Annotated in this window: 19 protein-coding genes; all 19 read right to left on the bottom strand. The window is 67.8% G+C overall.

The genetic code is table 11. From position 1 onward, the window contains the following. Positions 1 to 115: 115 nt before the first annotated feature. On the bottom strand, positions 116 to 544 hold the full coding sequence (locus tag LVY72_RS05205; RefSeq protein ID WP_237818415.1) for a nuclear transport factor 2 family protein: 429 nt from the start codon (positions 542 to 544) through the stop codon (positions 116 to 118). Further along, positions 541 to 2,763, bottom strand: a complete 2,223-nt coding sequence (locus LVY72_RS05200; protein WP_237818414.1) for a CoA transferase — start codon at positions 2,761 to 2,763, stop codon at positions 541 to 543. The genes LVY72_RS05205 and LVY72_RS05200 overlap by 4 nt, the downstream gene beginning before the upstream one ends. Positions 2,764 to 2,785: 22 nt before the next feature. Beyond that, entirely contained in the window at positions 2,786 to 3,898 is a 1,113-nt protein-coding gene (locus tag LVY72_RS05195; RefSeq protein ID WP_237818413.1) for an NAD-dependent epimerase/dehydratase family protein, read from the bottom strand. Further along, complete coding sequence (locus tag LVY72_RS05190) at positions 3,895 to 5,376, bottom strand: MmgE/PrpD family protein (protein WP_237818412.1); 1,482 nt, start codon at positions 5,374 to 5,376, stop codon at positions 3,895 to 3,897. Before LVY72_RS05190 ends, LVY72_RS05195 begins: the two co-directional genes overlap by 4 nt. Positions 5,377 to 5,425: 49 nt before the next feature. Further along, complete coding sequence (locus LVY72_RS05185; protein WP_237818411.1) at positions 5,426 to 6,940, bottom strand: TRAP transporter large permease; 1,515 nt, start codon at positions 6,938 to 6,940, stop codon at positions 5,426 to 5,428. Continuing rightward, the gene (locus LVY72_RS05180; protein WP_237818410.1) at positions 6,927 to 7,502 is read right to left on the bottom strand and encodes a TRAP transporter small permease; all 576 of its coding nucleotides are present in this window, start codon (positions 7,500 to 7,502) and stop codon (positions 6,927 to 6,929) included. Before LVY72_RS05180 ends, LVY72_RS05185 begins: the two co-directional genes overlap by 14 nt. Before the next feature lie 38 nt (positions 7,503 to 7,540). Beyond that, positions 7,541 to 8,827: a TRAP transporter substrate-binding protein DctP gene (gene dctP / locus LVY72_RS05175; protein WP_237818409.1), complete on the bottom strand. Its 1,287-nt coding sequence runs from the start codon at positions 8,825 to 8,827 to the stop codon at positions 7,541 to 7,543. 95 nt (positions 8,828 to 8,922) lie between these two features. Next, on the bottom strand, positions 8,923 to 10,224 hold the full coding sequence (gene dctP, locus LVY72_RS05170) for a TRAP transporter substrate-binding protein DctP (RefSeq protein ID WP_237818408.1): 1,302 nt from the start codon (positions 10,222 to 10,224) through the stop codon (positions 8,923 to 8,925). 263 nt (positions 10,225 to 10,487) lie between these two features. Then, positions 10,488 to 10,802 carry a type II toxin-antitoxin system HicB family antitoxin gene (locus LVY72_RS05165; RefSeq protein WP_237818407.1) on the bottom strand — a complete coding sequence of 105 codons (315 nt, stop codon included), beginning with the start codon at positions 10,800 to 10,802 and terminating at the stop codon, positions 10,488 to 10,490. A 20-nt stretch (positions 10,803 to 10,822) separates the two neighbouring features. After that, on the bottom strand, positions 10,823 to 13,033 hold the full coding sequence (locus LVY72_RS05160) for a CoA transferase (RefSeq protein ID WP_237818406.1): 2,211 nt from the start codon (positions 13,031 to 13,033) through the stop codon (positions 10,823 to 10,825). A gap of 11 nt (positions 13,034 to 13,044) precedes the next feature. Beyond that, entirely contained in the window at positions 13,045 to 13,884 is an 840-nt protein-coding gene (locus LVY72_RS05155; RefSeq protein WP_237818405.1) for an enoyl-CoA hydratase/isomerase family protein, read from the bottom strand. Positions 13,885 to 13,900: 16 nt separating this feature from the next. Continuing rightward, a complete protein-coding gene (locus tag LVY72_RS05150; RefSeq protein ID WP_237818404.1) occupies positions 13,901 to 16,180 on the bottom strand; it encodes a CoA transferase in 2,280 nt (759 codons plus the stop codon). After that, the gene (locus LVY72_RS05145) at positions 16,177 to 17,493 is read right to left on the bottom strand and encodes a Rieske 2Fe-2S domain-containing protein (RefSeq protein WP_237818403.1); all 1,317 of its coding nucleotides are present in this window, start codon (positions 17,491 to 17,493) and stop codon (positions 16,177 to 16,179) included. Before LVY72_RS05145 ends, LVY72_RS05150 begins: the two co-directional genes overlap by 4 nt. 121 nt (positions 17,494 to 17,614) lie before the next feature. Continuing rightward, positions 17,615 to 18,928, bottom strand: a complete 1,314-nt coding sequence (locus LVY72_RS05140) for a phosphotransferase family protein (protein ID WP_237818402.1) — start codon at positions 18,926 to 18,928, stop codon at positions 17,615 to 17,617. 20 nt (positions 18,929 to 18,948) lie between these two features. After that, positions 18,949 to 19,959: a DUF7064 domain-containing protein gene (locus tag LVY72_RS05135; protein WP_237818401.1), complete on the bottom strand. Its 1,011-nt coding sequence runs from the start codon at positions 19,957 to 19,959 to the stop codon at positions 18,949 to 18,951. 9 nt (positions 19,960 to 19,968) lie between these two features. Then, a complete protein-coding gene (locus LVY72_RS05130) occupies positions 19,969 to 21,069 on the bottom strand; it encodes an NAD(P)-dependent alcohol dehydrogenase (protein WP_237818400.1) in 1,101 nt (366 codons plus the stop codon). A gap of 60 nt (positions 21,070 to 21,129) precedes the next feature. Then, the gene (locus tag LVY72_RS05125; RefSeq protein WP_237818399.1) at positions 21,130 to 22,320 is read right to left on the bottom strand and encodes an epoxide hydrolase family protein; all 1,191 of its coding nucleotides are present in this window, start codon (positions 22,318 to 22,320) and stop codon (positions 21,130 to 21,132) included. A 35-nt stretch (positions 22,321 to 22,355) separates the two neighbouring features. Then, entirely contained in the window at positions 22,356 to 23,822 is a 1,467-nt protein-coding gene (locus LVY72_RS05120; protein WP_237818398.1) for a phosphotransferase family protein, read from the bottom strand. After that, positions 23,819 to 24,955, bottom strand: coding sequence for an Rv3169 family protein (locus LVY72_RS05115; protein WP_237818397.1), 1,137 nt, complete (start codon positions 24,953 to 24,955; stop codon positions 23,819 to 23,821). The genes LVY72_RS05120 and LVY72_RS05115 overlap by 4 nt, the downstream gene beginning before the upstream one ends. Between the last annotated feature and the right edge of the window lie 5 nt (positions 24,956 to 24,960).

Genomic DNA, 24,960 nt, shown 5'->3' with positions numbered 1-24,960 from the left:
CATCGCTCATTCTCCTCAAAAATTTCGTGTCTTCTGCGCCCGGGCCGTTCATCGTTGCCCGGCGGGTGCATCGTGCTGCCAACTGCCGGGTGTCACGGACATCCGGCCCGTCGAACTAGCTGGTCTCGTCGAGCGACTCGCCGATCGCCGGGACGCTCCGGTAGGCCACCCAGCGGGTGATCTCCCCCTGTGCGTTGAAGGTTCCGGCACCGGCAAAGGAGGACCGCAGGGGCCCGCCCTCGGATTCACGGACCACGCCCTCGATCAGGCAGCGGTCGTCGGCGACGTGGAATGACTGGATCTCATGGAACCAGGTCCGCGAGCCGCGCTTGCCCTTGAGCAGGGCGCGCAGGGCCTCGCGTCCGCGCACCTCCGCCCGCTTCGGGCTGTTCGGGTCGTACGGCGGGTGGGAGTAGAACGCGTCCTCGGAGAACAGATCGGCGACGGCGTCGAAATCGCCGCGTTCCAGCCCGTTGACGTAGCCCAGCACCGCCTCGCGGATGGCTTCGCGGGACGGGAAGGTGGTCGTTGCTTCTGCACTCATAGTTTGGCCTTTTCCTGGTTGGCTTCCTGATGGGTTTTCGGGTCCCGCACTACCGCCACGGCGCCCCCCTCAAGCAGGTCTTCGATGTCCGACGGCGAGTAACCCAGCTCGGTGAGCAGCCCGGCCGTGTCCTCGCCCAGCCGCGGGGCCGAGGCCTGCCGTGCCGCGGCGGCGGAACGGGAGAATCCGATGAGGTTGTCCACCGAACGGATCATCCCGTACTGGGGGTCCTGGACGTTCTGGAGCAGGCTGGCGTTGACGCCGGCGGAATTCAGCTCCCGCCAGCCGTCCCGGACACATTCCTCCGCCCAGATATCTTCCGCAGCCAGTCCGGCCAGGGCCTCGTCCGTGCCCATCCGGCCGAAGTACTCCTGCAGCAAGTCCTCTTCGGGCTGGTGCCACGATGCGCGGGGCCCCAGATCCAGCCCGGCCCACTGGACCAGGCGTGCGGCCATCGCCTCGGACCTGGCCGCCACCGCGATCCAGCCGTCCCGGGTTTGGTACAGAGCCTCGGCCGGGTGGTAGCCGGTGCGGTTCCTGTTGGTCGACGGGGCTCCTTCGAAGCCGCCTTCAGCTGTCTGGATGAGTTCGGAGAGCAGGAAGACGCCGGTGTCGAGCAGGCTGCACTCGATCTCCACGGCCCTTCCAGCCTGTTGCTGTTCGTAGACGCCCAGAAGCAGCCCGATCGCGCCCAGCAGGCCCGCCGAGTAGTCCACGATCAGCAGCCGGTACCAGAGCGGGTCGTTGCCGGCCCCGCCGGCGCGGACTTCGTGGCCGCAGTAGGCCTGGATGATCGGGTCGAAGCCCGAATCGTACATCCGCGGCCCGGAGGTACCGTAGGCCGAAGCGTGCATGGTGACCAGATCGGGGCGCACTTCCCGCAGGCTGGCGGGGTCGAGCGCCAGGCGCTCCGCCACGCCGGGCCGGAAGTTGTGGTGGGCGACGTTCGCCGTCGCGCACAGCAGCCGCACGATTTCCGCCCCCCGCGGGTTCTTGGCATCCACCGCGAGGCTGCGCTTGCCCCGGTTGGACGAATAGACAGCCTGAAAGCTGGCCTTGCGCATCAGGTCGCCACCGAGCGATTCGACCTTGACGACGTCGGCGCCTAGGTCGGCGAGCACCCGGGAGGCGTAGGGCCCGGCCACGAAGTGGCCGAAATCGACCACCCGCACACCCTGCAGGGGCGGCTGGGCCTCCTGGCGGGTGGCCGACGACGGCGGTGCTTCCGCCGCTGCCTGGCCGCCGGTGTCCCCGGGCGTGCGGAACTTCAGCGGCAGGCCGACACCGCGGCTGCCATCGGGCAGCGGACGGATGATCTGGTTCGCCAGCACCTGCGGTTCGTCCCAGCACTGTCCGGGAGCAAGCACGACCTCCGCGGCCAGGCCTGCCTCGGACATCCGCTTCAGCAGCTCGCCGGAATGGTAGCTGGCCACGGCCTGGCCAATGCGTTCGGTGTCGCCGAACCAGTTGGGGTGCGGGGTTTCCGGCCTCGGAATCCCCAGCAGATCATAGGCCTTGTCCGGGCTGCCGCCGGTGGAGAAGTGGATGTACCTGCCGTCGGCGCACCGGAAGAGCAGCGGCGCGGCGTCCTTGGGAATGTTGCGGTTGAAGGTGCGGTCCGCCCGCTCGGCGTCCATCCAGAACGGGACGAACGGCAGGCCGCCCTGCTGCAGCGAGGTGGTGACCACTTGGCCCTTGCCGCTGCGTCCTCGTTCGATGAGCGCGGCCAGGATTCCCACCAGCCCGTGCAGGGCCGCCCCGTAGGTCGGGGCGGGAAACGTCAGGTGCATGGGGCGCTCGTCGGAGACCTCGTAGCTCAGGCCGGTGCGGGCCTGCACCAGCAGGTCGACGGCGGGCCGTCCCTGCGCGCTGTGCCCGCCCGGGTAGCCGGTCAGGTCCAGAACCACCGCCCGCCCGTTGGCCGCGACGATGGACTCCGGGTCGAAGGACCAGTCCAGGTCCGGGAAGTCCTCGCCGCCGACCAGACAGACGTCCGCCCGGGCCAGCCAGTCCTCGCGTTCGGCCGCAGGGGGCCGGCTGCTGCCGGCATGCCAGCTGGCGTAGGCAGGATAGACCGTATAGAAGGGATCCCCGGCCGACGGCTCAAAGCGGACCACCTGCGCTCCGGCCTCGGCAAGCATCTTCGCCACCAGCGCCGCGGCCATGCCACTGCCCAGGTCCACCACCAGCAGGCCGGCCATGCTTTCCAATCGATTCACAACTACAGCTCCTTCGGTTGCCCTACCGGCCACGGTGATCCGCCTGTCCGCCCGGCGCCTTGGGGTGGGCGTAGGCGTGGGTGACCTCCGGGTCCCGCTTCAACGGAGCCACGTCGTCGGCCAGCTTCGTGAGCGCCGCGAAGACCTGGTCCTCCAGCACATAGTCGAAGGGATCGACTCCTTTCGACGGCGGGTTCTGCGCCACCCATGCCACGGTTTGCGCCAGGGCATCGCGGGCACTGACCTTGTCCCGGTAGCCCAGCACGTGGCGGGCCTTGGAAGAATCCACCAGCATGTGGGTCGAGGTGGTGCCGCCCATGGTCAGCAGGTGGCCGGCGGCCCAGTTCAGTGTCTGCGGAAGGCCCACCAGTTCGGCCCGCTCCCCCAGCACGTCCATGATCATTTCCGCCCACTGGGAGTGCGAGTACTGGTCGTCATCGGCCACATTGAAGATTTCCCCGGCGGAGGCGGGGGTGTCCAAGGCCAGCAGCACCGCATGGGCGGCGTTGACGGCAGCGCAGCGGGTAACGCAGGCCAGTCCGCCGTGGGGCAGCAGGATGATTGGACGCCGGTCCTGCAGTCGCTTGATGTAGGACCACTCGCTGGTGGCCGGAATGGGCACGGCGTGCGGGCCGTAGATGGTGGGATACCGGAACAGGGTGGCGGAGTAGGAGCCGCGCCCGTGTTCCTCGAGCACCGCGCGTTCGGCCGCGACGACTTTCCGGCCGAAGGCCGCCGCCTTCTCGTTGACCACCGGGCCCTCACCGGCCGGGAGGGAGGATTCCGCCGCCAGCAGGCGGGTCCCCGCGGGGACGGCGGCCGCCGGGTCCAGGAATCCGGCGTAGGCCGCCACGGCACCGACTGCCAGCAGGCGCTGGCAGCGTCCGGCGAAAACGCGGGCCAGCTGTTCGAGACGCCCGTAGGTGAGCATCACCAGGTCGAAGGTCTCCGAGCCGATGGCCTCGCGGACCTGGTCCGCGAAGTGCGGGTCCGCGTGGATATGCCGGTAGTGCTGGATTTCGGCCGTTTCGTGGACCCCGCGGTGCAGGATGGTTACTTCGTAGCCCCGGTCGGTCAGCCCCCGGGCCAGGTGCATGCCGGTTCCGCCGCTGCCACCGACCAACAGGGCCTTCACGGCAGGTCCGTCAGGGCCGTGGCGGTGGCTCCCGCCGTGACCAGGCTGGCTTCGCGCTCACTGACCAGCTGCGATGCCAGGTCCGCGACGGAAACCCCGCTGTCGAGCGCGTCCAGCAGCTCGAGCGCGGCGTCGATCCGGGTCCCGCTCAGGACACCGGAGCAGAAGGTGCGGAACTTCCGGTCGGCGTCGGCGTCGGTGAACCGGGTGTCCTCCGAGTACGGGTCGCCATAGGCGAAATTCCGGGAATCGCTGTACACCGCGCCCCCGGCCGTAATCGAGACGCTGCTGGGCATCCGCACGTTGTGCCCGTACTTGGCCAGGTCCTCGGAGGCCGCCGCGGCGGCCCGCGGTTCCAGCCCGACCTTGACCTTGCGTGCGAAGGCCTTCATGGCTTCGTTGCTCCGGGCCTCCTCGGTGTGCCAGTTCGGCCCGGGCTCGCCGCAGAAGGCTGCGGCGGAGAGCAGGTACGGCAGGCTGAAGAAGGCGTCCACCGCCGTCTCCACTACGGGGTTGTCCATGTGCTTGGACAGGGCCGCGCCGTGCAGACCCACCTCGATGCCCTCGATGTCTTCGATGTCCAGGTTGTGGCGGCGGCGCAGGTCGCGAAACATGTCGATTGCGGCGTTCAGGAACCGGCAGGCCGGGTAGGGCTTATAGGTCACTTCCTCCACCAGCCAGCGTTCGCCCAGCCGGCCGGTGAGCGCCTCCCAGTTGCAGTCCACGGAACCGACGACCCGCCAGAAGCCGCGGTCGCCGTCGAGCACCGATTGCTCGGCGGTGAAGCCCTCGCGGGCCAGCAGCGCGGCGGTGACCCCGGCCTCGCCCAGCGCGCCGTAAAGGGCGTACTTGGTCATCGGCCGGGGCAGCTCGCGGCCGAACTGCGACGAGGACGGCAGCGGGGCACTGGCCGCCGCGATGCCAAAAGCGTGACGCATCTGGTCCGGGTCCAGGCCCAGCAGCCTCCCGGCGGCGACAGTGGCGCCGAAGACCACGCTGCTGTAGCCGCTCACCTGCGCGAACTGCAGCTCACCCTGCTCGTTGACCACCAGCGAGCGCAGCGACATCGCAATCCGCCCGGCGACGTCGTAGCCAAGGATCACGGCGGCCAGCAGGTCCTGGCTGGAGCTGCCCTCGCGTTCGGCCACGGCCAGTGCCGGGGCCACGACGCCGGCAGCCACGTGCGCCTTGTAGTGGATGGTGTCGTCGGCGTCGATGGCGTTGCTCAGGTGCGAGTTGATGTGTGCGGCCAGGGCGGCGGGCAGCTTCTGGCCGGTGACCAGGACGGTTGCCTCGGGCGTCCCGCCGTAGCTGCCCACCACGCGGTTGATCAGCGTGCTGGAGGGCACTTCGTGGCCGGCGACGGCGCAGGCGAGTGTGTCCTTGATCAGCAGCTTGCCGGCGCGCCGTGCCGCGTCCGGCAGGTCCTCGAAGCGCGTCGCGGCGGCAAAACGCGCAAGAGTCTGGGTGTAGCTCATCGCATTAGGTTCCGTTCATTTGTAGGAAATCCGGATGGCCGGGACACCGCTAGGGTGCCGCCGTATTGCTCGCCAGCCACAGCACAGCATCGGGGAAGGCGATCATCAGGCCGATCAGGATCAGCGGCACCGGGACAATCACGGCCACGGACTTGAAGACATCGCCCAGGGTGATCCTGGTCCCCAGATTGACTTCCTTGTCTTGGACAATCGCGTGGACCACGAAGGCTAGGATGCCCACCGGCGGGGTGATCACCGCCAGCTCGCACATGATGACGATGAAGACGCCGAACCAGATCGGGTCGACTCCCAGTGTCTCCAGCACCGGCAGCAGGATCGGCACCGTCACCAGCATCATGGCCAGAGAGTCCATGAACATGCCGAGCACCAGGTAGACGACGATGAGCAGCAGGAGGAATTCCACCCGGCCCAGGCCCAGGGCTGCGACGACGTCGACCAGATCGGTGATCAGGCCGCTGACGGAGAGGAAGCGGCTGAGCACGTGTGCGCCGACCAGCAGCAGCGCGAGCGCGCCCATGGTGGAGACGGTGGAGATCAGGGCCTCCCGCACCGCCTTGCCCGCATTATCCTTGCGGCGCACCCAGAGGGTGATAAGCAGGGCGCCCAAGGCACCAACGGCACCCACCTCGGTGGCGGTGAAGAACCCGGTGAACAGGCCGCCGACCACCACCAGCATCAGCGCCGGTGCCGGCCAGATTTTGACGAGGCTCTGGAGACGCTCTGCCCAGGTGGCCGTGATCTTGGCCTGGCCCGATCCGACCGCTGAGGGGCGTACCACGGCAATGGCGATAACGACCACGCAGCACATGCCCATCAGCACGATGCCCGGAACCAATCCGGCCATCAGCTGCGGTCCGACGGGGACTTCGGCAATGCCCGCGTAGATCACCATAAAAAGGCTCGGCGGAATCAGGTGGGCCAGCGTGCCCGCGGCCAGTACGGAGCCGACAGCCAGCCGTCGGTCATAGCCTGCCTTGAGCATTTCCGGAACACCGGCACGGGTGAGGGCATAGGCAGTGCCGAACGTGGAGCCGGAGATTGATGCCAGACCGGCACCGGCAATGTTGGTACCTACGGCCAGGCCGCCGGGCAGCCAGCCCACCCACTGGCGGGCTGCGGTGTAGAGGTTTTCGGTGATTCCGGAGCGGGCCAGCAACATGCCCATCATGACGAACATCGGCAGCACGGTCAGCGACCAGGAAGCGACGTTGTCGAAGGCCATCCGGCTCAGCACGCCTTCGGTGGAGCGCCAGCCAAGAATCGCCCAGACCCCCAGGATGCCCGGCACGGCCATGGCCACCCCGACCGGGAGCTTAATCATCATCAGGGCCAGCATCATTACCAGGCCAAGGACGCCGACAGTCTGCGGCGTAACGTCCAGCCACATGCCGATGCCGGTGCCCAGGATTAGGGCCCCCGGAATGACCCGCCACAGCAACCGGCTGCGGGATGTGCCATCCGGATGGGACTTTGCCCCACGCGCCGATGGCTGGATCGGGAACGCGCCGTCGCGCTCGAGCAGGTCGGTTTCAGCTGAGGACATCGTGTACAAGCCCTTCTTCAGACCGGTCGGCTGCGGCGTTGGCCCCGGACCGGGTACGGAGAAGTCGGAGGAAGTTCAGTACGATCTGGATGGCAATAAGGGCGAAGCCGAACGGGACGAAGAAGACGGCAGGCCAGATAATCACACCCGAGACCCCGGCGGTGGCTCCGATTTCCATCTTGTCCAGTGCCTCGAACCAGCCGAAGACTGCGAACGCGGCGCACAGGGCGAAGGTCACGGCATGGGAGAACAACTCGAATTCGCGCTGCACCGGCCGGGGCACGCGGTCGAAGACAAGCCTGGCGTCGATATGCTCGCCCTTTTGCTGCGCCCAGACCAGGCCGAGCATGCAGATCATGGTCATGTACCAATAACCGCCGTATTCGAGGGTGCCGTGCAGGGACCCTGCGGGTGTTTTGCGCATCAGCGCGTTCAGCACTGTATGCAGCATCAGGATGATCACGGCCAGGATGCCGGGAACCCCGAACCAGCCGATGATCCGTTCCAGCACCGTAGGACCGGTGCCCGTATTTGCGTCCTGCTCCGTGGGAAGTGCGTCCACTGATGTCTCAACCCCTTCCGGCTGAAGGACGGCGCCGCTCACGACACCGGCCTGTTGGGTGCAATGACTTCTGTGACGAGCTTGTCGGCCAACGGGCCTGCGTCCAGGGCATTGTCGGTGAGCCACTGGCCGAATTCGTCCCAGGTTGCCTCGTCCTTGAGCCCGAGGTCCTGGGTGAGAATGCTCCGCCAGCGCGCGCTGGTTTCCTTCGCGGCCGCCACGAAGGCCTGCCCGTCCACGCCATCCGGGGCAAGGTCCGAAGCCTCGTCCAGCACCTGGTCCTGATGGGCCTTGAGCGCTTCGCGGGCGTCCGGGGCCCACTTGTGGATCCGGACGCCGTGCTTGGCTGCCCCGGCCAAGGCCTCCCCGATTTGGGCGAACGTGGCGTCGGAGAGCTGCTTCTCGACGAAGACATCGAGACGGTCCCAGAGCAGTTGCCTGGCCGCCAGCGGCAGACCGTCCCACGTGGGCTTGCTGATGCCAAACGCCATCGGCGAGGCCGGCAGCTGGACTTCCGGGTCGAGTGTCCAGTCACTGGTCACTTCGAACAGTCCCATCGGGTTGATGGCAGACGGGGTGGTGCTCGCGCAATCCACCACGCCGCGCTGCATGCCTTGATAGACCTCGGCAATCGGCAGGCTGACCACCGTAGCGCCAAGCGCCTCGAGGGCCGGGCCGTTTGAGGGCGCGCTCGCCCTGATCTGCTTGCCTTTCGTCTCGGACAGCGAGGTGACCGGTTCCTTGGCGCAGAGCAGCGAGACACCACTGGTGGGCAGCAGCGGCAGCAGCGGCTGGATGCCATGGTCCAGGACCTCCCGGGTAATCTCCTTCTGCTCCACGCCGAATTCCATCCAGGAGGAGACAAGCTGCATCGACCCCAGCAGCGGGGTCGGTTCCTGCAGGAACATCAGGTCCCCGGCCAGAGTGCTGGCTGGAAAGGCCTCCGGCGCCGAAACCGGCATGTGCATGCCGATATCGACCAGGCCGTCCGCCAGGGCCTCATTCATTTCGTTCGTCGGCACCCGGGATCCGGAATACAGGATGTCGAAACCGATCTTCCCGCCCGACCACTTCTCCACGGCCGCCGCATAGGCCTCTGCGGGTGCGGACGTCACTGTACCGGGACCGGCCGGCAACTGCATGGTCAGGGTGACCGGATCCAGCCCGGCCAGCGCGGCCTGGTACTCCGTCTGGGAGGCGTTCGCGGACACGGACTCCTGGCTGGCCGCACTGCTGCTTCCCGCCGCGCAGCTGGCCAGAACCATGCCCGCCACGGTAACGCCGCCAGCCAGGAACATGGATCGCGAGGAGAGCCTGCCTGTCATGCTGATACCTCTTTCATCGATTCCCCCTGCCAGGCTGACGGGTGCGGCAGCACCCGCCAGCGGCTTCCGTAATGCTTCGTACGGGATGGGCTGCTCTAGGCGGCAGGCCGGTGCGGTTCCAGCACGTCCTTGACCATCCGGTCCACAAACGGCTGCAGATCCAGCTCGTTGCCTGCCAGCCAGGTGTCGAATTCGGACCAGGGAACTTCGTCGCCGTAGCCGAGTTCCCCGGTGATGATCTCCTTCCAGGCGGCGTGGCCGTCGACGGCGGCACCCACCAGGGCCTGTCCGTCGATACCTGCAGGTGCCTTGCCCGGGGCCTGGGCCAGGAAGTCGTCAAAGTAGCCCCGCAGTGCCTCACGTGTGTCGGCATCCCACTCGTGGAACTCCACGTTGTGCTTGCGGGCCTCGCTCAGGGCTGCCTCGTAGGTGCCGAACATTGTCGACTTCACATGGTTCTCGACATAGACGTCGAGGCGGTCCCACATCAGCTGCCGGGCGGCCAGGGGCAGTTCGTTCCACACAGCGAGGCTCAGCCCGAAGCCCACCGGAGTGCCGGAGAACTGGACTTGCGGGTCAAGGGTCCAGTGCTTGGTCACTTCTGCCAGGCCCTGGGTGTCCGCAACGGCCAGCGAGCTGGCCGCACAGTCGACCACGCCGCGCTGCATGGCCTGGTAGACCTCGGCGGTGGGCACGTTGACCGGGTTGGCGCCGATGGCTTCCAGCTGCGACCCATGGGCGGCCGAGCTGTTGCGGACCTGCTTGCCCTTGAGGCTGGCCAGGGAGGTCCCCGGCTCCTCGGCGCACATCAGGGCGGCACTGCCGGTCGGCATCAGGGGAATCAACGGCTGGACGCCGGCCTCGGTCAGTTCATCCCGGATGGCGTTCTGGGTGATTCCGAACTCCATCCAGGCGGCCGCCATTTCCAGCGATCCGACGACGGGGGTCGGTTCGTGCAGGTAGAGCAGATCCGAGGCGAAGGAGTTGATCGGGAACTCGTCCGGGGTGAAGGCCGGAACGTGCTGCCCCATGTCCACCAGGCCCTCGGCCAGGGCCCGGTCCATCTCGTTGACCGGCACCCGGGATCCGCTGTACAGGATCTCGAACTTGAGCTTGCCTCCGGACCATTCCTCCAGGGCCTTGGTGTAAGCCTCCGGCGCGGCCGAGTAGGCGGAACCGGGACCCGAGGTCAGCTGCACCGTGAGGTTGACCGGCTCCATGTCCCCGAGTGCGGCAATGTACTCCTCTTTGGAGGCGCCGACAGGAACGGACTCCCCCGTCGAGGCATTCCCTGCGCCGGCTCCGCCTGCACAGGCGGACAGCGACACCATGGCGGCCCCAAGCAAAGCGGCCACCCCTGCCCGGCGGTACCGGGCCTGCGAGCTTCCCTTTTTCATTGCAGGGTTCTCCTATCAAAAGTTATCCAGCCACTACGATGTGAGCAGCGCCGCAGCGTCATGTGAATCAATTCACAGTGCGCTATTTCGTAGAAGACTACGAAGTATCGTCAAAGGCGTCAATAGTTTTTTGCTGCGTTACGTCGCGTTCGGCGGATCCACCACAAGGCGCGAGGAAGCGGCGGCAGTGGGCGGCAGGCATCCGGCCCCTGTCCAAGGCGGGCAGGGGCCAGGCCGTCACATGGTCCGGATCCGGGAAGGCGTCAGGCCACGGCAATGTCCAGAGGCGTGAGCATTTCCACTGGCAGCGGCTGCCAAAGCACCGAGCGGTCGGGCCGGCCTACGGTCCCGCCGCCGGCCGAGAAATGCCGTTCCAGGACTGCGGCCAGCTCGATGACGGCGTCGGCCATGCTCTCGCCTTCAGTGCAGATGTCCGGGATTCCCAGGCAGCGTGCGCTGTAGTGGCCAGCCTCCCAGGTGATCGCGACGACCACCTCGACCGAGACCTCGTCCTCGGGGTTGTGCTGCCGCTGGCGGGCGGGTTCGCCAGGCTGTACTTGTGGTGCTTCAAAGCTCATGGGAGCTCCTCTCGTCAGATTCAGCGGACCGCGCTGGCCCGGTAGAGGTCGTCGATCTCGCCGTCGGTATAGCCCAGGTATTTAAGGATCGGTGCGGTGTGTGCGCCGGATTCCGGAGTGCCGCCAAGGCCTTCCGCTGAGAGGCTGGTGCGGGAGAAGGACACGAGCGGACCCACCGGTCCCATGATCCGCCCGTAGCGCCCGTCCGGCCGGCTGGTGTACAGCAGCGCCTCGCGTGCTGCCGGTGAATCGCGCAGTTCGACGAGTCCGTCGAACCGGCACTCCTCGACCCAGACGCCGTCGCCGGAGAGCTCATGTACTGCCTGTTCGGTCGTCCAGCCGACAATGATTCCCGCCAGCCGGCTGGCCACCGGATCGCCCCACTCCTGGCGGGGCGGGGCCACCGGATCCCCGGTGGCGCGCCACCACAGTTCCCCGGCGCTTTGCTCGTTCCGGGCCACGACGGCGATCCAGCCATCGGCGGTGCGGTACAGGCGTTCGGCGGGATGGGTTCCCAGCCGTTCGGCGTCGAGTTCCGGGATCCCCCGGAAGCCGCCGTCAAGGCCGCGTTCCAGGTCCGACATCAGGAACATGCCGGCATTGAGCAGACTGACCCAAACGTCGCTGGCGCTACCGGTTGCCTTCTGTTCGTAGATGGCCATCAGCACCCCGACGGCCCCCAGGGTCCCGGTCACGTAGTCCAGGTAGGGCGTCCGGTACCACAGCGGATCGTTGCCCGGCCCGCCGGCCCGGCGTTCCAGGCCCACCATGGCCTGGATGACCATGTCGAACCCCGGATCCTTGGCACGGGGACCCTCGGGCCCGAAGGACATGGTGTGCAGGGTCAGGGCCTGCGGCTGCCGGCGGCGGATGTCCTCCGGCGCCAGCCCGAGACGCTCGGCCACGCCGAGCCGGAAGTTATGGGTCACGACGTCGGTGCTCGCCAGCAGCCGCTGCATGACTCCGGCCCCGGCCGCGGATTTAAGGTCGATGACCATATCCTGCTTGCCTGCCTGGCAGGCCAGGAAGTGCCGCTGCAGGCCGCGGTTGGGATCGCCGCCCAGGCCTTCGACCTTGATCACGGTGGCGCCCAGGTCCGCGAGCAACCGCGAGGTGAAGGGCCCGGCCACGTAGGAGCCCAGGTCCAGCACCCGGATGCCGCTCAAGGGTGCCGGGCCCGTCGGCTGCCCCTGCCGCGGGCCGTTGCCCGGAATCAGGCCGGAGATCCCGAAGGGGCTGCCGACGCCGACGGCGTCCTCGCGCTCGTCGAGAATGCCGTTGGCCGCCAGCTGCTCGTCCGTCCAGAACTCCCCCGGTTCCAGCACCGGCCCGGCGGGCAATCCGACGGCCAGTGCGGCCGCCAGAATCTCCGCCCGGTTCTTCCTGGCCACGTACTGGGCAATCAGGGGCCGGTCACCGAAGAATTTCTCCACCGGAGTCCCCACCTTGGGGATACCGCGGTCGGCCGGGTCGGCCTCGACGGGGATGTCCAGGATCCGGTAGAGCTTCTGGACTGCCGAGGGCACTCCCATGACGAACTGGATGAACGTGCCGTCCTTGCAGCGGAAGATCAGATGCTGCACGTCCTTGGGGGTGACCTTGGCGAATTCGGCGTCCGGGCGTTCGGCGCCGACCCAGAAGGGCAGCATGAGCAGTGCCGCCCCCTGCTGCAGCGACGCGGTCACCACCTGGCCGCGAGCGCTCTGCAGCCGCTCGATCAGGGCAGTCCAGGCACCCAGCACCGCGAGCATCGCCTGGCCGTAGGTCGGAAACGGCACGGCGAAGCACAACGGCCGGTCACTGTACTGCTCGGCCACCATTCCCGACCGGGCCTGGACCAGCAGGTCCACGGCCGGGGCATCCGGGGCAAAGCCGGGCACGTAGCCGGCCAGGTCCAGGACCACCAGATGGGGATGGCGCCGGGAAATCTCGGCCGCATCCCGGCGGGTGGCCGCCTCGGGGTGGTCCTCGCCGCCGACAATGCAGATGTCGGCGGCGGCCAGCCGGTCTTCAAGGTCTTCCGGGTTCCCCCTGATGGCGCCGGAGCGCCAGCCACGGTGGGCCGGATAGATGGCGTCGAAGACCTCGTCGCCCTGGGGGGCAAAGCGGTGCACCGTCATGCCGGCCTCGGCCAGCATTTTGGCGCACAGCGCGGCGCCCATGCCGGTACCAAGGTCGACGACGGTCAATTCCGCGGGGGACGAGAATCCCCGGCGGCTCTGCGTTGCCATACCGGGGCCGATCAGTTGGCCTGGAAGTTCGGCGTGCGCTTTTCCGCGAAGGCGCGGTTGGCCTCGCGGAAATCGTTGGTCAGGTCCAGCCGTGAGAGCTGCATCTGCTCGTCCAGCTCGGTGGCCAGCGGAACCCACTGCTTGCGGGTGACGCGGACGGCGTCGCGGGTGGCCAGCGGCGGGGCCTGGAGCACCTCGCGGGCCAGTTCCTCGGCAGCTTTCAGGTGCTGTCCTTCGGGCACCAGGCGGTTGACCAGGCCCAGGCGGTAGAGTTCGGCTGCCTCCATCCGGCGGCCGGTGATCAGCATCTCGGAGGCCACCTTCGAGGGCATGAAGGTCTTGATCTTGGCCCAGGTGCGGGAGCCGGACATGCCGGTCATGGTCTCGGCGATGGCGAAGCGGGCATCCTCTGCGGCCACGATGAGGTCGCACTCGGCGGCCAGATGCGCGCCGCCGCCCAGCGCATAGCCGTGGACCGCGGCGATGACCGGCTTGTAGTTGGCGGTGCGGCCCAGCCAGCCTTCGCCGCCGGTGCCGCGCAGGTGCTGCGCCCCGCCCAGATGGCCGGCGCGCAGTGCCGCGAGGGCCTTTTCGGAACGGGTCTGGTCGTCCGAGCCGAAGGAGAAGGAGCTGTGCTCCTTGACGTCCAGGCCGGCGCAAAAGGCCTTGCCCTCGCCGTGGATGATGAGCACCCACAGCCGGTCGTCGAGGTCGAATTCCATCAGGGCGGTGCGGATCTCGGATTCCAGTTGGTCGCTGAGCGCATTCAGCCGCTCGGGACGGTTCAGCTTCAGGTAGGCGATCCTGCCGTCGTTGGTGAATTCGATGGTCTGGTAATTGGTCGTGGTCATCTCGTATTTCCTTTGGTCAGTGGGACGTTGCTGGAGTCGTGGTATTGAGCAGGCCGGCTGCAGGGCCGGAGCCAAGGCCCAGTTCGGCCAGGATCTCCGCGGCGTGTTCGTCCGGCAGCGGTGCCGAGCGGAACCCGCGGGGATCGGGGGTCCAGCCGGAGAAGCTGATCAGCGGCCCGAAGCAGCCGGTAATGTGCCCATACCGGCCGTCCGGGGCGGTGATGACCAGGTTCGCCTGCCTGTTGGCTTCCCCGGCCAGCAGTTCGATGAAGGCATCTTCTGCACATTTCACTGCCCAGATGCCGGCGGCGGCCAGGACGGCCAGGACGTCGCCGGAGCTGCGCGGCCGGACGGCGGCAGCGATGGTTTCCTGTTCCCGGGGCCCCCACCCGGCGTCGTCGGCAGGCAGCCGGATGTCCAGGGCTTCGCCGAGCCTGCGGCGCATCGTGGTGCCGCGGGCGGCAACGGCAATCCACCCGTCCCGTGCCTGGTAGAGGCACTCGGCCGGATGCAGGCCGCACAGGTCGCGCGACAGCAGTGGAGCTCCGGCGACCGAGCCGTCGGGCCGCCGGGCCAGTTCCCCGCGCAGGAAGACCGCCGCCGCCAGCAGGCTGGTGTGGACCGTAACAGCCCGGCCGGTGGCGGCCCGTTCATACAACCCGGCCAGCAGTCCCACGGCGCCGAGGGCCCCGGCCCCGTAGTCGATGAACGGCGAGCGGTACCACAGCGGTTCGTTGCCTTCACCGCCGGCACGGACTTCGTGACCGCACAGGGCCTGCATAACCATGTCGAATCCGCTGTCCGCGGCCTTGGGACCGGAGCGGCCGTAGGCGCTGGTGTGCAGGTAGACCAAGTCGGGGCGCAGGCGGCAAAGATCATCCTCCCCCAGCCCCAGCCCCTCGGCAACGCCGACCCGGAAATTGTGGTGGACGGCGTCGGCGGTGCGGACAAGTTCCCGGATGGTCCGCTGCCCGTCCTCACTCTTAAGGTCGACGACGATGCTGCGCTTGCCGCGGTTGGCCGCCCAGGCGTTGCGGATTCCGGTCAGGTTCGACAGTCCGGCGGGCGGCTCCACGGAGATGACGTCGGCGCCCAGGTCTGCCAGCAGCTTCGAGGCGAACGGGCCGGCCACCCAGTTGCCGAGGTCGACGATCCTGATCCCTGCCAGCGGGGCGGTCTCCGCGGCGTCCGCGGCGGCTCCGATGTCCGTGACGCGGTCCGGTTCACCGGTGCTGCGGCCGGAAGATGCGGGATCCGTGAATCCCAGGTTGATGGGGTTCCCACCGTATTCCCAGCCTGCGGCGCTGCGTTCCACCAGCCCTGCCGCGACGACCTGCGGGTCGTCAAAGCATTCACCCGGCGGGAGGACAGGTTCGGCGGCCAGTCCGGCGTCCTTCAGCGCCCGGATCAGTTCCGGGCGCCGGCGCCGGGCCACGTAGCGTGCCAGCAGGCCGCGGTCGGCGAAGTAGTTCTCCACCCCCCGGGAGAGGCTGGGTACGCCGCGGTCCTGCGGATCCACCTCGCCTGGGATGCCGAGCACGCGGTGGACCTTGCCCAACGCCCCGGGAACCCCCAGGACCAGCTGCACGTAGTCCCCGTCCTGGCAGCGGAAGATCAGGTGCCGCACGTCCCGGGGCGCGAACATGTCGAAGTCGCGGTCAGGTTGTCCGGCCTTGAGCCAGATCTGCTGCCAGAACAGCGCCAGCGCCTGCTGGAAGCTGACCCTGACCAGCTGCCCGCTGCCGGTCCGGAGCCGCTGCAGCAGGGCGGCCCAAACACCCATGGCCCCCAGCAGCCCGGAACCGTAAAGCGCAGGGGCGAAGGCGATGTGCACCGGCCTGTTGTTGAACTGTTCGAACACGAATCCGGTCCTGGCCTGGACCAGCAGGTCCGTCGCCGGGGTGGTGTCCGGAGTCCCGGGGACGTAGCCGCCGATCTCCAGCACCACCAGCCGCGGATGCCGGTGGCTGAGCTCGGCTGCATCCAGTTGCAGCGCGGCCACGGCGTCGGGGTGGTCTTCGCCGCCGAGCAGGCAGACGTCCACCGTCTCCAGCAGCGCCGCGACCTCGGCGGCCTGGACGAGCCGCGTTCCCCGGTTCCACCAGTCGAGTGCAGGGTACAGCTGCCCGAACACCTCGCGGCCGGGATGGTCCACGCGGAAAACCTGCGCTCCCGCCCCCGCCAGCAGCCGGACCGTGACCGCCGTCGGCAATCCGGTACCCAGGTCGAGGACGCGCAGGCCGTTGATACCGGCAGGCCCGGCGTCAACGGACCCGCGCAGCCCTGGGGTGCTCATGCCGTCGGGGCCGGAGCTTGCGCCGCGAAGTGGTCCTGCCAGGACTCGCCCTCGGCGAGGGTCACGAATCCCGCCCGAATGGGCTCTTTCGGAGCCAGGCCGTGGACGTCCTCGCCGCGCTCGAGCCGCGTGGCGTTATCGATCATCCGCCGGCGGAAGCGGGCGATGGCCAGGTCGGAGGGCACCAGATGCTCCATCGGAAAGCGGTCCGTGGCTCCCATGGACCCGCTGACACCGAAGTCCTCCGGAATGAAGCGGTACATGCCGGTGAAGCTTTCGCCGCGGCGCATGGCCTCCCGGTCCTGGCCCCAGTTGTTCTGTGTATTGGGGCGGTCGGGGAGGTCGTGGAACTCACGGCCCAGGCCCCACTTGTCCATCGCGGTCTGGTCGATGCCGTAGTATTCCAGCACCTCCTGGCGGGCCGCCCCGACGCCGATCTCCCGGGTGGGGTCCCAAAAGACCATAAAGAAGTGGGAACGGTCATTCTCCACCGGCAGGGTGATCTGCATCAGGTTGTCCGGCGGCACGCAGATCGTCGTCGGGAAGGCGAAGGTGGTGATGCGCGCCGCACGCGCCTTCTTGCCCTCGGCATCCTTGTACTCGCGTACGGCAGCGTACCGGAGGCCGAAGTCGGTTTCCTGGACTTCGATGTCCGGGGACAGGTCCTTGGCGAGGACGGCGCCGGTGGATACCCGGCGGCGGCCGCCAAAGGACGGGGCCGGACCCTCCCCCTTGGCCAGCTGGGCCAGGGCGTCCTGGTGCAGCACCCCGGTGTGGGAAGAATCGAGCAGGCCTTCGACCACACGTGTGTAGTTCGCCGACGCCACCACCAGTTCCACGACCCGGTTTTCTTCCGGGAGGTCGAAGAACGGGTAGTGCGGAAACGGCGGCTCGTGCTCGGCCGGGCCGAAATAGCCCCAGACGATGCTGCCGGCTTCCCGGACCGCGAACGCCGGCTGGCGGACGCGTTCCTTGAAGCGGGGGTCCTTCACGTTCGGGGCGTCGACGATGGTGCCATCGACGGCGAACTTCCAGCCGTGGTAGAGGCAGCGCAGGCCGCCCTGCTCGTTCCGGCCCAGGCACAGCGACGCGCTGCGGTGCGTGCACAACTCGTCCAGGATGCCCACACGGCCCTCGGAATCCCGGAAGACGACATAGTCCGTCCCCAGGACCCGCACGCGGATCGGATCGCAGTCCGGCTCGGCCACATCCCGCGTCAAACACACCGGCAGCCAGTACCGCTGGATGGCGCGGTTCATTGGCGTACCGGGCTGGATGTCCATCAGCAGCTGCTTCTGTTCCTCCGGCTTCATGCTCTACCCCTCACCCCTTTGCTCGTGATGTCAAGAATTCGGTATTTCGTAGTATTTCACGTGATTTCGTTATATTCAATGATATTTCCGAACTCCCGCCGCATGCCTCCGCGCCGCCGCGTCAGTGGCGGTCCAGGACCGCCTCCAGCTCGCGGGCCAGGCGCAACCGCATGTTCGGTAGCAGCACCATGTAGGAGTTGGCGTATTCGATGTGCCGCGCGTTGGACTCGAAGCGCAGGCGGCCGGTGCGGCTCAGGTGCTGGTAAAGCCAGACGCTGGAGAACAGCATGTAGAAGTCCACCGCCAGCGCATCGCATTCAACGCCGCCGGCCTCGTGGTAGACCTCCAGGAAGAGCGGCCACGTGGTCATCATCTCGATGGTGCTGCGCAGGTAGCCCAGGTCGCGGGCGGGGTGGCCCAAATGGGCCAGCTCCCAGTCCAGCACGCCGGTCAGCTCGTTCCCGTCTGCCAGGACGTTGTGGAAGCCCAAGTCACCGTGGACCAGGACCTGCCGGGCCTCGATGCCGTCCACATGCGCCTCGAGCCAGTCCAGCGCGCCCAGCACGCTGGCATACGGTGCGCTGTACTGTTCCACGGTTTGCCGGAATTCCGCCAGCTGGGCCTTCAGCTGTTCCGAGGTCAGGTCCTTACCGGCCAGGAACGGATCGTCGGCGACGTCCTCCACCCCGATCGCGTGCAGCAGGCCCACCTGCTCGGCCAGCTGCAGGGCCAGGCCTTCATTGGCGGGGGGTTCGAAAACGTCCCCGGCCGTAGTGCCGCGCAGCCGCTCCATGATCAGGAACGCCGAGCCAAGGCGGCCCGGATCGGTCTCCAAGCGCAGCGGCTTGGGAACCTTCAGTCCGGCCCGGTGGAGCCGTTCCAGCAGCCCTGCTTCGGCCACCACGGAGGTGCCGTTCATCTTGGTTTCCTGGTCCTTGCGCATAATGACCTCGCGCGGGTAGCCGGCAGCGTCGTGAAGGGTCAGGGCCAGGGTGGTTTTGGACCGGCCGCCGGGCAGCTGCACCACGTCGCCGAGGCATACATCGGGGCCGGCCAAGGGGTCGGAGCGCAGGTAGGCTTCGAGGCCGGCGACGTCGATCGCGGCCCGGGACACGGTGTCCGGGCTTGGCGGGTTGAGCAGTTCCAAGACCCGGTCGGCGCTGGCCCCCATCTGGGCGATTTCCCCGGCCAGGTCGTGCACGCCCGCATAGGCCTCGGGGTCCGCGGACAGGTTTCCAAGCCGTTCGGACAGCCAGGCCAGGATGTGGGCGCTGCGTGAGGCATGGGCCGCGGGCAGCCGCTGCCCCGCGCTCTCTAGGGCGGGCACCACGGAGCACTGCAGGGTCTCCACCGCGTTGGTCAGAAGCCAGTTGGCGACCTTGAGTTCATCGGACAGGGACGCCGGGGCGACGCGGTGGTCGTTGTCGACGGTCATGGTTCCTCCTCGGCTTCCCCTCAGGCTTCCGGCACCAGCGGACAGCTGCGCTCGATATGCCCGTAGGCTTCCTCGCCGTCCCAGGTGTAGCGGGCCCGGCCTTCGTATAGCCGGTTGCCCCGCCCGTCCCCGGCGGCTTCCTTGCCCAGCACCAGGTCATTGGGAATGCGCATGGCCATGGGCAGCACGCGCAGGACCTCGATGCCGATCTCAAATGTCGATTCCGCGTTGGATAGCTTCAGGTTCTCGATCTCGAACGGCTTGTCGGGATCCTTCAGGAAGGACGGCTCCATGGCGAAATCATGGAAAGTCGTGCCGTCGCTGACGAAGCCGCGGGCGATCGAGTTGCCGGTCTTGCGTTCATAGTTCGCCAGTACGTTAAAGGACTTGCCGCTGGGGAAGACGGCGTTGAACCAGATGTGGCTGTTGAGCTTGGAGAAGTCGCGGGGACCGCGCGAGTGGTCCCGCATGGCACCGGCCTTCTCCATGATGAAGGTCTCCCCCCGGGCATGGATGGTGCCCGTGGCCAGGCAGGTCTGCTCATGGTGCATGGTGGCGAAGTGCTGGTTCTTCAAATGCGCGCTCATGTCCCACAGCGGCGCGGCGGCGTCGAACTGCAGGTCCAGCTGGAACGGCTGGGCCAGTCCGTCGCGCAGGGCGCCGTCCTCGACGTCGGCCTGGGTCACGTACCGGCCGACGCCGTCGAACTGCAGCCGGAAGCGGCGGAAAGGCTCGATGCAGCTGAGCTTGATGCCGGCGGAGCCGGGACCGGCCTCGTGGGCCCCGCGGGCGAAGGCCCGGGACAGGAAGTAGCGGTTGTCCGGCAGGAAGACGATGACCGTTTCCCGCCAGATCGACTTGTCGTAGGGCATGCGGGCGATGTGGACCCAGACGCCGAGGTCCTGTTCCCGGTCCCAGGCCTGATAGCAGAAGTTCTCCGCCCACAGGTCCTCTTCCGGCGGCTGCGCCAGCGGGAGTTCGTCGATGGGGTCGATTCCGGTGGGGTTGAAATTGGTTTCCTTGGTCAGCACGGGGGCTCCTTACGGGTTGAAGGTCAGCACGGGCTTGATGACTTTGCCGCTGGAGGCATCAGCCATGGCCTGTTCGATCTGCTCGAACGGATAGGTACGGATCAGCTTGTCCACCGGGAACCGGCCCTGCCGGTACAGTTCCATCAGCGCCTGCAGGAACGCCGGGGTGCCGTCACCCATGACCACGCCGCGCAGGTTCTTGGCCCCGGAGATGAAGGGGACCACCGGCAGGGTGGCGGCCTCGCCGCCGCCGGGTGCCCCCACCAGGCCCATGGACCCGCCGCGGGACAGGGCCGCGAGCGCTGCCTCGAGGACCTTGATGTTCGCTGTGGTCTCCACGATGTGGTCGGCTCCGCCGCCGGCGGCTTCCTTGATGGCAGCCGTCAGATCCCCGGTTTCGGCCCCGTTGATGGTGTCCGTGGCTCCCAGTTCGCGGGCCAGGGCCAGCCGCTCAGGCACCATGTCCACGGCGATGACCTTGGTTGCCGGGGTTAGTGCCGCCGCTATGACCGCCGAGAGGCCGACGGCGCCCGCCCCGAGGACCACCACGGACTGGTTGGATCTGGGCTGCAGCACGTTCAGTACCGCACCGGCCCCGGTGACCACGCCGCAGCCGAACGGGGCCAAGGTCTCGGCCGGGATGTCCTCCGGCGCGGCCAGCACGGTGCGCTCCTCGACCAGGGCATGGGTGCTGAACGAGGACTGGCCCAGGAAGCGCATGCCCAGGGCCTGTCCCTGCAGGGTGGCCACGGGCGAGCCGTCGTTGCGGACCCCGGACCAGCGCAGCGCCGGTTTCTCGCACAGTGCCGGGTGGCCGGTGGTGCACGGACCGCAGCCGCCGCAGGAGGGGGAGATCAACAGGACTTTGTCGCCGGGGCGGACACTGGTCACCCCTCTGCCCACGGCCTCGACGATGCCGGCGCCTTCGTGGCCGACGACGCCGGGCAGGGAGAACGGGATCTTGCCTTGCTGCACGGAGATGTCCGTATGGCAGATGCCCGAGGCTGTGATCCGCACCAGCACCTCGGTGCCCTGCGGCTCGGCAAGCTCGATGTCCTCGAACTTGAAGGACTGGTGCGGCGCGTGGCACACCGCGGCGGTGGTAAGCATGGCTTCCCCTTCTTAAAGGTAGGCGTCGGTAAACCTTGGATGGACGGGACGGTGGAGGGATTAGGCAGGCTGCGGGCCGGCTTCAACGGCTGCCAGCGAGTTCCGGAAGGCCCGGAGGTCGTCGATGAAGAGCCGAGGCTGTTCCAGCGCCGCAAAGTGCCCGCCGGCTGGCGCTTCGTGCCAGTGCCGCACCGGCAGTCGGCGTTCCATCCAGGCCCGCGGCGACCTCACAATTTCCGCCGGGTAGATCCCGACGCCGGCCGGCACGGTGATCGGCCCCGGCGTGCCTTCGCCGCGCTGCTCGGCCAGGAACTGCTCACGGTAGAGCCGGATCGAGGACCCGATGGTGCCGGTGAACCAGTACAGCGAGAGGTTGGTCAGGAAGGCATCCCAGGAGACGGCGTTGCGCAGGTCCCGGACGCCGCCGCGCTCGCAGTCGGTCCAGGTATGGAATTTGTCCAGCACCCAGGCGCACCAGCCCACCGGCGAGTCGGTCAGCGCGTAGGCCAGGGTCTGCGGGCGTGTCTTCTGGATGGCGTAGTAGCCCAGCCCCTCGGCCGCGTGCACTGCGTTGGCCGCCAGCCATGGCTTCTCGTGCTCGGCGACCACCGCGAGCGGGTCCGCCAGGTCCGCCGGCGGGACCGGCTGGGCGATGCTCAGGTGCAGGCCGATGACCCGGTCCGGATGCAGGGCCGCCAGGTGCGAGCCGACCAGGCTCCCCCAGTCCCCGCCCTGCACCACGTAGCGGTCGTACCCCAGTTCCTCCATCAGCCGCGCCAGCCGCCCGGCGATAGTTCTGGGAGACATCCCGGGCCTGGAAGCGCCCGGCGAACCGGCATAGCCCTGCAGTGAGGGGGCGACGACGTGGAACGCCGCGGCTTCTTCGCCTGCTTCCCGGGGCCGGGCCAGACGCGGAATGACGTCCAGGAACTCGACTACCGAACCGGGCCAGCCGTGCAGCAGCAGGACGGGCACGGCGTCCGCATCCTCCGCCCGCAGGTGGATGTGGTGGACCGGCAACCTGTCAATTTCGGTGCGGAAGTTCGGCAACGCGTTCAACCGCTCTTCGGCGGCGGCGAAGTCGAAGCCGTCCCGCCAGTACGCGACCAGTTCCCTCAGGTAGTCCGGGTCGGTGCCGTAGGACCAGTCCGGCGCCTCAAAGGGCTCGGGCCAGCGCGTCAGGTCGATGCGCTGCCGGAGCCGTTGAACCTCTCCGGGGGCGAAAACAAAACGGAATGGCGTTGTCGTCATTGACATCGTCCCTTCTGGTCAGCCGTGGTGTCCGGCTAGTGTCCTGCGGAAATCAGGGCATCGAGGTGCTGGGACAGCATCGCTTCGAAGCGGGCATGGGTGTCGATCGCGGTCACGAGCATGTCGATGTTGTTGATCTTGCCCGCCGCGACATCGCGCAGGACTCCGGCGGCCAGTGCCGAGTTCTTCAACTGGCACCAGACACCGAAGAAGGCCAGGCGGTCCGCGGAGATTTCCGGTCCGCCGCTGTCGCGGTAGCGCTCCATGAACTGCTCCCAGGGCACTAACCGCTCCACAGCGGGCCGGCAGTACGCCAGGTCCTCGGCCGGGTCGCCCACATGCGCGAACTCCCAATCCAGCATTCCGGTCAGCTGCCCTTCATCGAGCAGGATGTTGTGCAGGCCCGCGTCCCCATGCACCAGACAGGGCTTCGCGGTGAGCTTGTGCACGTTCTCGCGGATCCACACATGTCCCAACTCGACGGCGACCGAGGGCGGCAGCGAGGAGCTGCGCCAGGACTGCTCATAGTTGGCGCGGGCGGCTTCGACGATCTCCGGCAGGTCGGCAGGCGGCGAATCGACCAGGTCCGCCACGGGCACCGAATGCAGCCGTCCGAGTGCCTCGGCCAGGGCCAGCGCGGCCTCCGGCGTCGCACCGGCGGTGTCGATGAGCATGCCCGGGGCCGCGCCGGCGAGTCGGCGGGTGATCAGGAATGGCTGCCCGAAAACATCTCCCCGAGGTTCGAGGAGCAGTGGTTCGGGCACACTGATGCCTGCCTCAAACAACCGCTCCAGCAGCGGGTACTCCTCCGTCACGGAAAAGTCGAAATTACCCGTGTCCATACGGACAACGACCCCATCGCGCCATCCCGCCGGCCCGCTCCCGGGTTCAATGTCGACAAGGAACGTTGATTTGGATTGTCCGCCCACAAGAGCTTCGACTCCGGCAACCTTTGGCCGGGGTCCGTCCCAGACCCATGTGCCGAGATAGGCGTCGAGGGCAGCCGCATCCAGCGGAGTTCCAGCCGGAGTGTTGGCGGCACCAGGGTGCGGGGCATCCCGGGTCTCGGCGATGGCCTGCTCGAGGGCCTGGCGTCCGGCCTTGTCCGTGGCGGCGATATCGCGCAGCAGGTTCCAAATTCCTGCGGACTCGGTCTCCGGACAGTCCCGAAGACTTTCGCCGAGGGACCGCACGGCGTTGCTGACCGCTTCGCCTGCCGTGGGAGCGTCCGGCCCGTCCACCCCGCCAAGCAGGTTGCGGGCACGGCCAAGGTTGGCCTCATGCCGGGCCGAGAACTCGGCTTCGATCTGCGGCAGCCGGCTCTCGGTGGTAATCAGCCGCACCAAGGCCTGGTCCAGCCGCATCGCCATCCGCCTGCGCTCGGCGTTGGCGGTATCCGGGTCGTACACTCCGGTGGCCGCCTGCCGCACCAGCTGGAGTGCGCGCCCCTTGGGCAGGGCACGGGTCTTGGCCCAGGCGGAGCGGTCCGCCGCCAGGCTCACCGCTCCTCCAGCCCGTAGACGCGGTTCGGGCCGACGACGAACAGCGGCGAGTGCCCGTTGCCTTCCTCGCCGCGTACCCGCACGCGCACCGGCTGCTCGCGGTGGATGGGCCGGATCCGGCCGCCGTCGGGCATGACGGTCTCCTCGACGTCGCCCACACCGTAGACATCCGTCTCCACCGTCAGCTCGTCGCCGCGCCAGGCTCCCAGACCCTTGGTGTCGTTCCAGCCGTGGTCGTAGCCGGTGCCGCGGTAGACCCAGGCCCTGCCGATGGCCTCCACGTCCAGGTCCCAGACCTGCCCGTCGGCGGTCTTGGCCTGGATGCTCATGGTGCTGTACAGACGGGTGCCGGGGATGAACTTGATCTCATGGGAGCCATCGACAATCTCCGAGGGTTCCTCGCCATTGACCTGCATGGCGCCGTCGAGGTAGATGCGCTTGCCGTTCTCGTCCTCGATGGTGAAGAAGAATCCGGAGTAGCTGTCGGTCGCGAACGCCACGTACACCAGCAGGATGCCCAGGCCGCCGCCCCGGCTGGCCGACGGAATACCGCCGCGGTTGCGCGTGCCGGTAAACGGTTCGAAGCCGCCGACGCCCGGACGCACGCCCCAGGAGTGGTCGCGCCAGCCGAACCACTTGTCGAGGGTGTGCTCCTGGCCGTCCACCACCAGGGTGCCGCTGGTCCAGCCGACCTGGCTGAAGCGGCGGTAGTCCTGGGTCACACGGCCGTCAGTTTCGCCGTAATGCGGGTTCTCCAGCCTGGTGAAGACCGGGCGGAAGGTCAGGTCAAACGCGTCACCGTACTCGTTCGGCTCGCAGATCATCCGGGTTTCCTGGAACGCTACCGGGAACTCGGTGCGCATCGGGCCCAGCGTCAGAGGTTCCACGATGGGACGCAGCGGACGGGAGATGCGGATATTCCGCTGCACGGACTGGCCTGCCTGGGTAGTGACGAAGCCGTCCATCACATTGAGGTTCTTGTAGACCCCCATGCCGGTGAGCAGGGCAGCCGAACCGTCCGGAGCCATGGTGGTGTACGCGTAGCGATCGTAGAAGCGGTGGTCGGTGACGGCTGCCTGCTGGAACAGCAGCGGGGACTGGTGGTACAGGGACTCATCAAGGCTGGTCAGCATGGATT

The organism is Arthrobacter hankyongi, from assembly GCF_022012395.1.
Taxonomy (GTDB): Bacteria; Actinomycetota; Actinomycetes; order Actinomycetales; family Micrococcaceae; genus Crystallibacter; species Crystallibacter hankyongi.
The sequence above is the reverse complement of the archived record's forward strand: the minus strand, read 5'-3'. Positions and strand labels throughout refer to the sequence as shown.

Excerpts from the sequence above, each read along its gene's own strand:
- LVY72_RS05205 (WP_237818415.1), bottom strand. The coding sequence starts at position 544 with ATGAGTGCAGAAGCAACGACCACCTTCCCGTCCCGCGAAGCCATCCGC.
- LVY72_RS05190 (WP_237818412.1), bottom strand. The coding sequence starts at position 5,376 with ATGAGCTACACCCAGACTCTTGCGCGTTTTGCCGCCGCGACGCGCTTC.
- LVY72_RS05185 (WP_237818411.1), bottom strand. The coding sequence starts at position 6,940 with ATGTCCTCAGCTGAAACCGACCTGCTCGAGCGCGACGGCGCGTTCCCG.
- dctP (WP_237818409.1), bottom strand. The coding sequence starts at position 8,827 with ATGACAGGCAGGCTCTCCTCGCGATCCATGTTCCTGGCTGGCGGCGTT.
- dctP (WP_237818408.1), bottom strand. The coding sequence starts at position 10,224 with ATGAAAAAGGGAAGCTCGCAGGCCCGGTACCGCCGGGCAGGGGTGGCC.
- LVY72_RS05165 (WP_237818407.1), bottom strand. The coding sequence starts at position 10,802 with ATGAGCTTTGAAGCACCACAAGTACAGCCTGGCGAACCCGCCCGCCAG.
- LVY72_RS05160 (WP_237818406.1), bottom strand. The coding sequence starts at position 13,033 with ATGGCAACGCAGAGCCGCCGGGGATTCTCGTCCCCCGCGGAATTGACC.
- LVY72_RS05155 (WP_237818405.1), bottom strand. The coding sequence starts at position 13,884 with ATGACCACGACCAATTACCAGACCATCGAATTCACCAACGACGGCAGG.
- LVY72_RS05150 (WP_237818404.1), bottom strand. The coding sequence starts at position 16,180 with ATGAGCACCCCAGGGCTGCGCGGGTCCGTTGACGCCGGGCCTGCCGGT.
- LVY72_RS05145 (WP_237818403.1), bottom strand. The coding sequence starts at position 17,493 with ATGAAGCCGGAGGAACAGAAGCAGCTGCTGATGGACATCCAGCCCGGT.
- LVY72_RS05140 (WP_237818402.1), bottom strand. The coding sequence starts at position 18,928 with ATGACCGTCGACAACGACCACCGCGTCGCCCCGGCGTCCCTGTCCGAT.
- LVY72_RS05130 (WP_237818400.1), bottom strand. The coding sequence starts at position 21,069 with ATGCTTACCACCGCCGCGGTGTGCCACGCGCCGCACCAGTCCTTCAAG.
- LVY72_RS05125 (WP_237818399.1), bottom strand. The coding sequence starts at position 22,320 with ATGACGACAACGCCATTCCGTTTTGTTTTCGCCCCCGGAGAGGTTCAA.
- LVY72_RS05115 (WP_237818397.1), bottom strand. The coding sequence starts at position 24,955 with ATGCTGACCAGCCTTGATGAGTCCCTGTACCACCAGTCCCCGCTGCTG.